The 12,753-nt window shown below is 43.5% G+C and carries 12 protein-coding genes; 3 read left to right on the forward strand and 9 right to left on the reverse strand.

Features of this window, described 5'->3' with window-relative positions; all coding sequences use genetic code 11:
* Positions 1–933: 933 nt before the first annotated feature.
* From BU202_RS02570 to BU202_RS02605, 8 genes are all read right to left on the reverse strand, one after another.
* Positions 934–1,887: an ABC transporter permease gene (locus tag BU202_RS02570; protein ID WP_075104242.1), complete on the reverse strand. Its 954-nt coding sequence runs from the start codon at positions 1,885–1,887 to the stop codon at positions 934–936.
* Position 1,888: 1 nt separating this feature from the next.
* Positions 1,889–2,950 (reverse strand): ABC transporter permease, encoded by a 1,062-nt coding sequence (locus BU202_RS02575; RefSeq protein ID WP_075104243.1) that lies wholly within the window; start codon positions 2,948–2,950, stop codon positions 1,889–1,891.
* Complete coding sequence (locus tag BU202_RS02580) at positions 2,943–4,478, reverse strand: ABC transporter ATP-binding protein (RefSeq protein WP_075104244.1); 1,536 nt, start codon at positions 4,476–4,478, stop codon at positions 2,943–2,945. The genes BU202_RS02575 and BU202_RS02580 overlap by 8 nt, the downstream gene beginning before the upstream one ends.
* A 152-nt stretch (positions 4,479–4,630) precedes the next feature.
* The gene (locus tag BU202_RS02585; RefSeq protein WP_075104245.1) at positions 4,631–5,698 is read right to left on the reverse strand and encodes a BMP family lipoprotein; all 1,068 of its coding nucleotides are present in this window, start codon (positions 5,696–5,698) and stop codon (positions 4,631–4,633) included.
* Between the two features lie 80 nt (positions 5,699–5,778).
* Positions 5,779–6,168 carry a cytidine deaminase gene (locus tag BU202_RS02590; protein ID WP_075104246.1) on the reverse strand — a complete coding sequence of 130 codons (390 nt, stop codon included), beginning with the start codon at positions 6,166–6,168 and terminating at the stop codon, positions 5,779–5,781.
* Entirely contained in the window at positions 6,155–6,817 is a 663-nt protein-coding gene (gene deoC, locus BU202_RS02595) for a deoxyribose-phosphate aldolase (protein ID WP_075104247.1), read from the reverse strand. Before deoC ends, BU202_RS02590 begins: the two co-directional genes overlap by 14 nt.
* A 15-nt stretch (positions 6,818–6,832) precedes the next feature.
* Entirely contained in the window at positions 6,833–8,110 is a 1,278-nt protein-coding gene (locus BU202_RS02600) for a pyrimidine-nucleoside phosphorylase (RefSeq protein ID WP_075104248.1), read from the reverse strand.
* On the reverse strand, positions 8,107–8,697 hold the full coding sequence (locus BU202_RS02605) for a class I SAM-dependent methyltransferase (RefSeq protein WP_075104249.1): 591 nt from the start codon (positions 8,695–8,697) through the stop codon (positions 8,107–8,109). Before BU202_RS02605 ends, BU202_RS02600 begins: the two co-directional genes overlap by 4 nt.
* 96 nt (positions 8,698–8,793) lie before the next feature.
* Here BU202_RS02605 and coaA point away from each other — a divergent pair, with 96 nt between their 5' ends.
* Genes coaA through BU202_RS02620 form a run of 3 tightly spaced genes read left to right on the forward strand, consistent with a single transcriptional unit; the run spans position 8,794 to position 10,590 of the window.
* Complete coding sequence (gene coaA / locus BU202_RS02610; RefSeq protein WP_075104250.1) at positions 8,794–9,714, forward strand: type I pantothenate kinase; 921 nt, start codon at positions 8,794–8,796, stop codon at positions 9,712–9,714.
* 57 nt (positions 9,715–9,771) lie between these two features.
* Positions 9,772–10,020, forward strand: coding sequence for a 30S ribosomal protein S20 (gene rpsT, locus BU202_RS02615; protein WP_012027069.1), 249 nt, complete (start codon positions 9,772–9,774; stop codon positions 10,018–10,020).
* A 54-nt stretch (positions 10,021–10,074) separates the two neighbouring features.
* The gene (locus BU202_RS02620; protein WP_075104251.1) at positions 10,075–10,590 is read left to right on the forward strand and encodes a DNA topology modulation protein; all 516 of its coding nucleotides are present in this window, start codon (positions 10,075–10,077) and stop codon (positions 10,588–10,590) included.
* Positions 10,591–10,888: 298 nt separating this feature from the next.
* Here BU202_RS02620 and BU202_RS02625 read toward each other — a convergent pair whose 3' ends face one another.
* Positions 10,889–12,655 carry a flavocytochrome c gene (locus tag BU202_RS02625; RefSeq protein ID WP_075104252.1) on the reverse strand — a complete coding sequence of 589 codons (1,767 nt, stop codon included), beginning with the start codon at positions 12,653–12,655 and terminating at the stop codon, positions 10,889–10,891.
* Positions 12,656–12,753: the final 98 nt, after the last annotated feature.

Consider the following 12,753-nt stretch of genomic DNA (forward strand, 5'->3'; position numbering starts at 1 on the left):
CAATTGAGAATTGTGAAAGGATGGAAATAGGACGAGCACAGCTCACCCCTTGCAATTGAGAATTGTGGAAGGCTGGAAATAGGACGAGCACAGCTCACCCCTTGCAATTGAGAATTGTGGAAGGCTGGAAATAGGACGAGCACAGCTCGCCCCGTGCAATTGAGAATTGTGGAAGCTAGTCAACTTGCGGATATCAACAGTCAGGGGAGTGACTGTTGATACCCGAGCCCAGAAACTAGAGAGCGAGGACAGTCAGGGGAGTGACTGTTGATACCCGAGCCCAGAAACTAGAGAGCGAGGACAGTCAGGGAAGTGACTGTCAATACCCGAGCCTAAAAACTAGAGAGCGAGGACAGTCAGGGGAGTGACTGTTGATACCCGAGCCCAGAAACTAGAGAGCGAGGACAGTCAGGGAAGTGACTGTCAATACCCGAGCCTAAAAACTAGAGAGCGAGGACAGTCAGGGGAGTGACTGTTGATACCCGAGCCCAGAAACTAGAGAGCGAGGACAGTCAGGGAAGTGACTGTCAATACCCGAGCCTAAAAACTAGAGAGCGAGGACAGTCAGGGGAGTGACTGTTGATACCCGAGCCCAGAAACTAGAGAGCGAGGACAGTCAGGGAAGTGACTGTCAATACCCGAGCCTAAAAACTAGAGAGCGAGGACAGTCAGGGAAGTGACTGTCAATACCCGAGCCTAAAAACTAGAGAGCGAGGACAGTCAGGGGAGTGACTGTCAATACCCGAGCCTAAAAACTAGAGAGCGAGGACTACAAAATCGATTTCTTCGAAATCACGATTTTTGTCCCACTCCCTATTTCCAACCTGTAACAGTCTCCCAGACTGTTACAGCAAGGTGAGTTAACGACGTCAGACTCTGATTTTTGACGAGTATAAAATATGGAGTTGAGCACAAGGCTCAACTCCATTTTGATTATTTAGATTTGATATAGTTGACACCATCCGCTTTTGGTGCGACTGCTTTTCCGAAGAAGGCTGCTAAGGCAATAACTGGCAACAAGTAAGGGGCAATTTGGAGATAGACATTCGGTACGTGCGAAAGACCTGGAAGCTGTCCACCAATAACGGCCAAACTTTGTGACAAGCCAAAGAATAGACTGGCAAGCATTGCACCGATTGGATTCCATTTACCAAAGATAACGGCTGCTAAGGCGATAAAGCCAGAACCGACAATGGTCGTTGCTGAAAAGTTAATATTAACTGTTTGGGCACTAACCGCACCCCCAACTCCTCCGAGGAAGCCTGCGATGAGGACACCTGCGTAGCGCATGGCATAGACGTTGATTCCCAAAGTATCAGCTGCTTGTGGGTGTTCACCAACTGAACGCAAGCGCAAGCCGAATTTTGTTTTATAAAGAATAAACCAAGATAGGAAGGCCATTGCAATGGCTACATAGCCCATAAGACTGGTATTTTTAAAGAATAAATCACCGATAACTGGAATTTTTTCAAGCATTGGGAAAGAGAATTTTCCGAATGACTGCGGAATACTATCTGTCTGGCCTTTATTGTACATCACTTTGACCAAAAAGACTGAAAATGCAGGCGCCAAAAGGTTTAAAACAGTTCCTGAAACCACATGGTCGGCACGGAAATTGATGGTCGCTGCTGCGTGAATAATCGAGAAGAGCAATCCTGCAATCCCACCGACTAAAACAGCCAAAAGTGGCGTTACTTTTCCAAAGGTACTTGCAAACTCAAGGTTGAAAACGACACCTGCAAAGGCACCGATGACCATGATTCCTTCAAGTCCCACGTTGACGATTCCTGCGCGCTCTGAAAATACTCCTCCAAGACTGGTAAAAATCAGCGGAGCAGAGTAAATCAACATTTGCGAAATTAGCAGTGTTAATATTGTCAGATTCATATTAGTTAGCTCCTTTCGCTTTGTTTTTACGTTTCAGTAATTGTTCAAAGATAAATTTGACACCGACAAAGAAGATGATAGATGCTGTTACAACGTTGATTAATTCTGGTGGAATCTGTGCTTTGACCATACCTGGTGCTCCGATTGATAGCATACCAAACAAGAAGGCTGCAAATGGAATACCAAGTGGCGAATTAGACGCTAGCAAGGCAACAGACATCCCGTTAAATCCAATATCCAAATTTCCACCTTGGGTATAGACATTTTGGAAGGTACCAAGACCTTGCACTGCTCCACCAAGACCTGCCAAGGCACCTGAAATAATCATGGAAAGAATAATCGTTTGCTTAGCAGACATTCCAGCATAATCAGATGCTGTTGGGTTAAGACCAACGGAACGAATTTCAAATCCAAGCGTTGTCTTGGTCAATAAGAACCAGATGACAATCACTGCAATAATAGCAAAGAAGATTCCGATATTCATCCGCGAATTATCCGTTAAAGCTCGTAACCACTCTGTCTGGTAAGAAGCATTGGCAGAGATGTTGATACTTGAGTCCTTGTTTTTCATCAAATCTGCTGCAAAGACATTACGGATGATATAGTTACTAGAATAGAGCAAGATATAGTTCATCATAATGGTCACGATAACCTCACTCGTTCCGAGATAGGCCCGTAAAATCCCTGGAATCGCGCCTGCAATCCCTCCAGCAATCATGGCAATCACAATCGTTGCAAGAATGAGAACTGGCCGTGGTAAATCTGGATTTTCCAAGGCGAACCAGCCAGCAGCTACCCAGCCTACAAGGGCTTGACCTGATAGACCAACGTTGAAAAATCCGGCACGGCTCGCTACCGCAAAGCCTAGTGCTGTAAAGATGAGCGGAGCCATGGCACGGAAGATTTCACCGATTGATTTCACCGAACCAAAGGCAGAGTAAAATAATTCTTCATATCCCCAGATCGGATCATAGCCAAAAATCAGCATGATGACCGCTCCTAGTAGCAAGCCAGATACGACTGCTAGTAAGGGGAGGGTGATATTTTGTAACTTCTTAGGCATTTGCTTCCTCCTTTTCCAGTTTTCCACCAGCCATTAAGAATCCTAGTTCTTGTTTATTGGTCTTGGCAGGATCAACAATACCATGAATCACACCATCGTGAATAACTGCGATACGGTCGGACACGTCTAAAATCTCGTCCAATTCAAAGCTGACAACCAGTACCGCTTTTCCTTTATCACGCTCTGCAATGAGACGTTTACGGATATATTCAATCGCTCCGACATCAAGACCGCGGGTCGGTTGACTGACAATCAAGAGGTCAGGATTGCGGTCGATTTCACGAGCAATGATAGCTTTTTGCTGGTTTCCTCCTGAAAGCGCCTTGGCAGGCACGAGCTCACTCGCACCACGAACATCAAATTCTGCCATCAGTTCACGAGCTTTTTTGTTAATCGTATCGTAGTTCAAAATGCCATTTTTAGAAATGGGTTCTTTGTAATAAGTCTGTAAGGCAATATTTTCAGCAACTGTCATCTGCAAGACCAAGCCGTCACGGTGACGGTCCTCTGGCACATGGCTGACGTTCATCTCTGTAATCTTACGGGGTGTTTTACCGACAACGTCTTCACCCTTGATGAGGATTTGCCCAGACTTGACCTTACGAAGCCCTGTAATCGCCTGAATCAGCTCACTTTGACCATTTCCATCAATTCCCGCAATTCCGACCACTTCTCCAGCTCGCACGTCGAGCGACAAACCTTTAACTGCTGGAATGCCACGGTTTTCATTGACTTCTAAATCCTTAATCGAAAGAATCACTTCTTTTGGATTGGCGGCGATTTTCTCTGTCTTAAAGGATACGGAACGTCCAACCATCCATTCTGCCAAATCTTCGTTACTTGCGCCAGCAACTTCGACTGTTTCGATTGATTTCCCGCGGCGAATAACCGTTACGCTATCTGCTACCGCACGAATCTCATCCAGTTTGTGCGTAATGAGGATGATTGATTTTCCTTCTTGAACTAGCGTCTTCATAATTTTTAGAAGCTCTGTGATTTCTGCAGGAGTCAGTACCGCTGTCGGCTCGTCAAAAATCAGCAAGTCCGCACCGCGATAGAGAGTTTTGAGGATTTCCACCCGCTGTTGTGCACCAACTGAGATGTCCGCAACTTTAGCAGTTGGGTCAACATCCAATCCATATTTGGCAGAAAGGTCTTTAATCTCTTGGATAGCCTTTTTAATATCGATTACACCAGCCTTGGTTGTTTCACTGCCTAAAATAATATTTTCGGCAACCGTAAAGGCATCCACAAGCATAAAATGCTGGTGAACCATTCCAATCCCTAAATGGGCTGCCTTAGAAGGAGAATCAATTGTCACCACTTTCCCATTGATAGCAATTTCTCCGCTCGTTGGCTCTAGGAGTCCAGCTAGCATATTCATCAAGGTGGACTTTCCGGCACCATTTTCTCCTAAAAGGGCATGAATTTCTCCACGTCTGACATTCAAATTGATGTGATCATTGGCCACAAAATCTCCAAAGATTTTTGTGATGTCTCGCATCTCAATGACATAATCTTTTGTCATAATCTTCTATCCTTTCAGACTATTATTTTTTGTCAGCAAAACCTATCAAGCTAGGGCGTGATAAGCTTTGCTGAAAGCAAATAATTCTTCCTCTCAACTCCTAAAACGGCGACCGAGTCAGGTCGCCGTTTCGGATTACATACTATTTATGATTATTTTTTAGGTGCTTCTGGAACTTCAACTTTCTTGTCCAAGATGTCTTTCTTAGCAGCAGCTACTGCTTCTGACGCTTCTTTTGAAAGGTTTGTTTCAGCCAAGTCTACCCCTTTATCAGCAAGTGAGAATGTGATGATTTCACCACCAGGGAATTCACCTTTAAGTGCTTTGTTGGCAAGGTCTTTTACAGAAGTACCAACTTGTTTCAATGTTGATGCCAATACAAAGTTTGATTCTTTACCGTCTTTAGAAGTGTATTTACCTTCTGCTGATTGGTCACGGTCTACACCGATTACCCAAACTTTATCTGCTTCGTTACGAGTTTCATTTTCTGCTTTTGCAGCAGCGAATACACCGTGACCTGTACCACCTGATGCGTGGAAGATGACGTCTGCACCTGCAGCGTATTGGGCAGCAGCCAAGGTTTGACCTTTTGCTGCATCCGCAAATGACGCAGCATAATCAACAGTGATTTTGATGTCTTTGTTTACAGATTTCGCACCAGCAACAAATCCAGCTTCGAAACGGTCGATGATAACCCCTTCGACACCACCGATGAATCCAACGTGGTTAGTCTTAGTAGCTTTTGCAGCCGCTACACCTGCAAGGTAAGAAGCTTCATGGTCAGCAAATCCAACGCTTGCTACGTTCTTTTGATCTTTTACAACGCTGTCTACGATAACATAATTTGTGTCAGGGTTGTTTGGCGCTACTTCAGCAATCGCATTTTCCAAGGCAAAACCGATACCAAATACAAGGTTGTAACCACCTGAAACAGCTGAATCAAGGTTTGTCACGTAGTCAGATTCGCTACCTGATTGGAAGTAAGTGTAACCAGCGTCTTTCTTGAGACCATTTTCTTCACCCCAAGCTTGCAATCCTTCCCAAGCTGATTGGTTAAATGAACCGTCATCAACACCACCAACGTCAGTAACAACAGCCGCTTTTACTGCTGATGAAGCATCGCTTGATGCTGAATCGTTCTTAGCTGCGCGGTTACCACAGGCAGCAAGTGCTACAGTTGCAAGAGTTGCAACACCCAAACCAATAAGTTTTTTGTTCATTTCTGAACCCTCCTAAAAATTCTTTGTGCAACTTTCGTTGCAAAATGGAAATGATACAGCCAAACGGCTGCCTTACAAACTTACGATAAGTCTGTAAAAGAATACGGAAGTAACTCCCCGACTGTCATCTCGACTGTCGATTTATCTTTGGCAACTAATGTTACTTTTAAATCCTGATTAAAAAATTCTGCCATGACTTGGCGACATGCACCACATGGGGAAACTGGTTTCTCTGTTTCACCGTAGACGATGAGTTCCGAAAATTCCAAGACACCTTCTGAAACAGCCTTGAAAATTGCTGTCCGCTCACCACAGTTGGTCAAACCAAAACTAGCATTTTCAATATTAACGCCTGTGAAAATCTGACCGTCTTTTGCTACTAAGACCGCACCAATCGGAAAGTGCGAATAAGGAACGTAGGCTTTTTTACTAACTTCAATAGATAAATCAATTAAATCAGTAGTCGCCATCCGCCTTTTCTCCCTTCATAATCGCTACACCAGAAGAAGCGCCGATACGAGTTGCTCCCGCCTCAATAAAGGCTTTGGCATCTTCGTAAGAACGAGCGCCACCAGATGCTTTTACTCCCATATCTGGTCCAACTGTTTTTCTCATCAAGGCTACATCTTCGACAGTAGCTCCACCTGTTGAAAATCCAGTAGAGGTCTTCACAAAGTCAGCACCTGCTTCTTGCGACAATTGACAGGCTTTGACTTTTTCTTCGTCTGTCAACAGACAGGTCTCGATAATCACCTTGACCAATTTGTCGCCACTCGCTTCGACAACTGCTTGAATGTCTTTCAAGACAGTATCGTAATCTTGCGATTTGAGGGCGCCAACGTTAATCACCATGTCAATTTCATCTGCACCATTTGCAATCGCATCTTTGGTTTCAAATGCTTTAACTGCTGGTGTATTTGCCCCTAGAGGAAAGCCGATAACGGTACAAACTTTGACATCTGTATCTTTCAACTCCTGTGCTGAAAGAGCTACCCAAGTTGGGTTGACGCAGACGCTTGCAAAGTCATATTCTTTTGCTTCTGCGATAATCGCCAAGATCTGTTCTTTGGTAGCATTTGGTTTGAGTAGTGTATGATCGATGTATTTATTTAATTTCATGTTTTTCTCCGTACATTATGAAACAATTTCTATAATTTCTTTCGTCTTTACACTTACATTTCCTATTTTAACATTTTTTTGGAAATTTGTAAGCATATTTTCCGAAATATTTTCATTTGCGTAAATCGTGGCGATTTTTTGACCAGCTTCGACGGCTTCTCCAACTTTTTTATGGAAGACAATACCTGTCTCATAATCGAGCGAGTCGGTCTTCACAGCCCGTCCTGCACCTAGTTTCATGGCAAATAAGCCAAATTCCAAGGCTGGAAGAGCTTCGATATAGCCACTTGCTTGTGCCAATACGGGCACTTGGTGTGAAACGCGAACAGCTCGGTACAAATCTTCCAAGTCTCCACCTTGTGCTGCCACCATTTCTTCAAACTTTTGAAGAGCGGAGCCATCGAGCAAGTGAGCGCGGACTTCGTCCACTGTCTTTTCGACATCGGCAAGCCCTAGCATAATCTGTGCCAATTCGCAGATAAACTCGGTCACATCCTCACGTCCCTTTCCTTGTAAAATCTCCAAGGCTTCGAGAATCTCCAGACGATTTCCGATGCTGGTTCCGACAGGTTGCGACATATCGGTAATCACGGCAATGGTCTTCCGGCCGACTGCTTTTCCGAGTTCAACCATGGTCTGTGCCAATTGACGGGCATCCTCAATGTTTTTCATGAAGGCACCTTCACCAACCGTCACATCTAGTAAAATCGCATCCGCTCCCGCCGCAATTTTCTTGGACATGACAGAGCTTGCAATCAAGGGGATAATATCCACCGTTGCGGTCACATCACGAAGGGCATAGAGCAATTTATCTGCCTTGACCATATTGTCTGACTGACCGATGACAGATACACCAATATCTTGTACCTGCTTGATAAACTGGTCTTGCGTTACTTCAATCTGGTAGCCCTTGATGGATTCTAGCTTGTCCAAGGTTCCACCTGTATGACCCAAGCCACGCCCGCTCATCTTCGCCACGGGTATTCCAAAACTGGCAACCAGCGGCGCCAAAATCAAGGTCACCTTATCTCCGACACCCCCTGTGGAGTGCTTATCTACTTTAATACCTGAAATAGCTGACAGATCAATTTCTTCACCGCTTGCCACCATCGCCATGGTCAAATCAGAGATTTCTCGAGTAGACATGCCTCGGAAATAAATCGCCATCGCAAATGCAGCCATCTGATAATCAGGAACACTGCCTTCAGCGTATCCGCTGATGAGCCAGTTGATTTCGTCTGTGGTGAGTTCATGACCGTCCCGCTTTTTCTGAATTAAGTCGACTGTCCTCATTCTTTCACACTTTCTAAAATATAATATCCCTTATCTTTTTTCAAGATAATACAGTTACCAAAAACCTCCTCCATCTTGGCTTTGGCGCTTGGAGCGCCCTGCTTTTTCTGAATCACGATGGTCAATCGTCCAGAAGCTACCAAATGGTCATACGCCCCTTCAATAATCTCGTGGACAACTGCCTTACCAGCTCGAATCGGGGGATTTGAAATCACGTAGTCAAAAGTTCCAGCTACTTCTTCATAGATATTGGATTGGAAAATAGAGGCTTGAACCTTATTTTTTTCAGCATTTTGGACAGCCAATTCAATTGCTCGGCTGTTAATATCGACCATGGTCGGCAAAACACCAAAAACTTTCCCTAAAGTCAAACCAAGTGGACCATATCCACAGCCCACATCCAATAATGTCTTTCCTTTTTCCAATTCTAGGGTATTGAGTAGCACTTGACTACCATAATCCACCATCTTCTTACTGAACACTCCTGCATCTGTTAGGAAGAACATTTCTTCACCAAGCAGAGTGACACGAAGCTCATGAAAATCATGAGCCACACTAGGATTTTTCTCGTAATACATATTTGCCATAAATTTATTATACCATTTAATAAAAACGTTTACAAGAGTTTACCTTATCCCTCCCAATCATTTTACACCTGTAAAAAATCATGCTACAATGGTGCTATGAAGAATGAATTGATCAATTTTGAAAAAATTAGCCGCCAAACTTGGCAACAATTACACCGGAATACTACAGTTCCTTTGACACAGGAAGAATTAAATTCTATCAAAAGTTTCAATGATAAGATTAGCCTCCAAGATGTGCTTGATGTCTATCTTCCGCTTATCAATCTGATTCGGATTTATAAGAAGGCAAGCGAGGATTTGTCTTTTTCCAAAAGTCTTTTTTTACAGAAGAAAATCAAAAACCAACCCTTTATCATTGGCATTTCAGGTAGTGTGGCTGTTGGAAAGTCGACAACCAGCAGGCTTTTACAGATTCTACTGACTAGAACTTTTAAGCATGCCAAGGTCGAAATGGTCACAACAGACGGCTTTCTCTATCCTAATGCTGTTTTAAAAGAAAAAAATCTCCTCGACCGCAAGGGCTTCCCTGAGTCCTACAATATGGAGTTACTGCTTGACTTTTTAAACACCATTGAAAATGGGCATGATTTCCAGATTCCAGTCTATTCCCACGAGGTCTACGATATTGTCCCAAACCAGTGTCAGACCATTTCTGCTCCTGATTTCCTCATCGTGGAAGGAATCAATGTCTTCCAAAATCCGCAAAATCAGCATCTCTATGTCAGCGATTATTTTGATTTGGCTATTTATGTTGATGCGGCAGTGGAAAATATCGAAAGCTGGTACTTGGAGCGCTTTAAGAAATTGTTGAAACTGGCAGAAAGCAATCCAAGCAATTATTACCACCGCTTTTTGGACATGTCTGAAGACGAGATTAGCGCATTTGCCCACAGCATTTGGGAGACCATCAATCTGGTCAATCTAAAAGATTATATTGAGCCGACCCGACATCGGGCAGATATCATTCTTCATAAGGCAAAAAATCATGAGATTGATGAAATTTATTTGAAAAAATAATTTCCTCTTGTCAAAATCTCTTTTTTCAGATATAATAGTATAGTTAGTATAGAAAAGGTGGAGGTGAAACCATTGGCAAACATTAAGTCAGCTATCAAACGTGCTGAATTGAACGTAAAACAAAACGAAAAAAACTCAGCTCAAAAATCAGCTATGCGTACTGCAATCAAAGCATTTGAAGCAAATCCTTCTGAGGAGCTTTTCCGCGCTGCTAGTTCAGCTATCGATAAAGCAGAAACTAAAGGTTTGATTCATAAAAACAAAGCAAGCCGCGACAAAGCACGTCTTGCATCAAAACTTGCTTAATAAAAAGAGCCTTTCGGCTTCTTTTTTTATCCCAATTTCTAGAAAGGTTCTGACATGAAAATTGCAATCATCGGCTATAGCGCTTCTGGCAAATCAACCTTAGCTAGCTATCTCAGTAAACATTATGGGATTTCCTGTCTACATTTAGACAAGTTACGATTTCTTCCTAACTGGCAGGAACGACCAGATGAAGACATGCGCAGCCAGCTTCAGACTTTTTTAGAGAATGATTCATGGGTCATTGAAGGAAATTACAGTGACTTCTACTACCAAGAGCGCATGGAAGATGCGGACCAGATTATCCTGATGGCATTTTCACGCTGGAGTTGTTTATACCGTGCTGTTAAACGCTATATCACCTATGCTGGACGAGTCCGTGAGAGTAGCGCGGAGGGCTGCATCGAAAAACTGGACTGGGAATTTATCCGCTGGATTTTAAAAGATGGACGATCTCCCAAAACCCAAAAACGCTACCAGACAATCTGCCAGACCTACGCTGACAAGGTCACCATTCTCCATAGCCAGAAAGAACTAGATGAATTTGTGAGTACTGTAAAAATTCCTTTGTGATACTTTTCTTAGGTGGTGCGGACGGTAGCGACTTCCTACGGAGTAAAATAATCCAGTGGATTATTTTAGCCCGAGCCCAGAAACAAAGGAGCGAGGATAATCGATTTCTACGAAATCACGATCTTTGCCCCACTCCCTACCTTTACCACAGCGAAAAGTATCTGATGGGGCTCGCTCCGCTCGCGAAAATCGGAAATCGAATGTTCAGTTAGCAGAGCTTTTGAACTTGTTTAAATAAAAAATTGTTTATCTACGTTCTAAGAGGCTGAACTCAAGTTCAGCCTCTTTTTATATATTCTTATTTCATTGCGCCAACTTGTTGACCAGCAATTCGACCGTAGGTAATAATATCGGTAATCGCATTACCACCGAGACGGTTTTTACCTTGAATCACACCTGTCAATTCGCCTGCTGCGTAAAGTCCAGGAATCGCTTTTCCACTTTCATCTAATACTTCTGTCTTTTCGTTAATGACAAGTCCACCCATGGTGTGGTGTACAGATGGTGCAGCTTTTTCAATATAGTATGGACCTTTTTCAAGGGATACAAGACCTGCACGGTGGTGGAAATCCTTATCTTCACCAGCTTTGGCATAAGCGTTGACCTTGGTCAATGTTTCTTTCAAGCTATCAACATCGATATCGAAGAACTTAGCTGCTTCTTCAATCGTATCTGCTTTGACCAATAGTTTTTCACGAATCAATTCGTCGTATTCAGCCTTGTGGGCTTCTTTGGTCTTAGAAATTGCGTCGATATCATCGTTCCAGATTTGGTAGCAGTAACCACCTGTTTGCGCAAGGATTGCTTTAGAAATCACGTCACGGCGTTCCAACTCTTCCACGAAGCGTTTTCCTTCTTGGTTGACCAAGATTGCACCGTCAAAGCGGGTATCTGCCAACAAGGAAATCATACCTGTTTTTGGATTAGCAATTGGGTAGGTTTGGATGCTTTCCATATTGGTAAGGGCAGCGCCTACTTCTTGTGCCATCACAATTCCGTCTCCTGTTGTACCAACAGAGTCAGTAGAATGGTAGCGCTCGTCGTATTCTTTGTTGTATTGTTTGCGCATTTCAACATTTGATCCAAAGCCACCTGTTGTCAAAATCACGGCATCTTTGGCATTGAATGTCAATTCACGTTTCTCTCTATCTGTCGCTGTAACACCAACGATTTTTCCGCTGTCATCTTTGATCAACTTTTCAGCTTTGACATTTAGGAAGACGGGAATTTTCAACTCGTCAGCTTTCATCTTCAACTTAGAAATCAATTCAGCACCCGTATGTCCAACTGGGATGAGGGCACGTTTGAAGCTGTGGCCACCAAATTGGAACAATTGGTCTGGTAGGAATTCAACCTTGATGTCATCGCGAAGCCATTCAGCTGATTCCAAGGCTTTTTCAGCCATCAAGCGAACCATCTTCGGATCACCGACATTGTCGCCACCTTTCATGGTATCTTGGTAATAGATGTCGACTGAGTCGCCTTCAATTCCTAATTTCTTTTGAACCCAGTTACCTGGTGCGTTCATTTCACCACCAGAAAGGAGGGTGTTTCCTCCGATTGCAGGAAGTTTTTCAAGAATGGCAACCTTCTTACCAGCTTCTGCTGCTTCAATCGCTGCACTAAATCCTGCTCCTCCAGAACCGACAACGACGACATCAAAGTCTTGTTCTGCTGGGATTTGTTCTTTTTCTTTGGCTTGTTTTGATTTCTTAGCTGCTACGAGGGTGATGCCTGATTTTTCAACAGCATCTTTAACCGCATTGATATAGCCTTCACTCGTTGCAGATGCACCAGATACTGCTTCAACGTCAGCTGAATTTTGCGCGATAATCATATCTTGCAACTCTTCGTACACAGGTTCAGACAAGACCTTGTTTTCGTCTTGTTCTAAGACATCAATCTTGGTGATAGCACCATCTGTGATGGTAACCGCAACCTTGATGTCCCCGTGCTTACCGCTACCGACACCTTCAAAGGTTCCACCTTTTTTCGCAGCGGAACAGCCAATCATCAGCAATACTGCTACAAAGCTAAGCAGTATAACCTTCAAACTTCTTTTCATTTTTATCTCCTTTTCTTCTATTGCTTGCACAATAGATATGAAATAATGTGTGCGTTAAATCACACCCCTATTCTAGCACAAAAATGAAATAATGCAAC

The organism is Streptococcus cuniculi (assembly GCF_001921845.1).
GTDB classification, from domain to species: domain Bacteria; phylum Bacillota; class Bacilli; order Lactobacillales; family Streptococcaceae; genus Streptococcus; species Streptococcus cuniculi.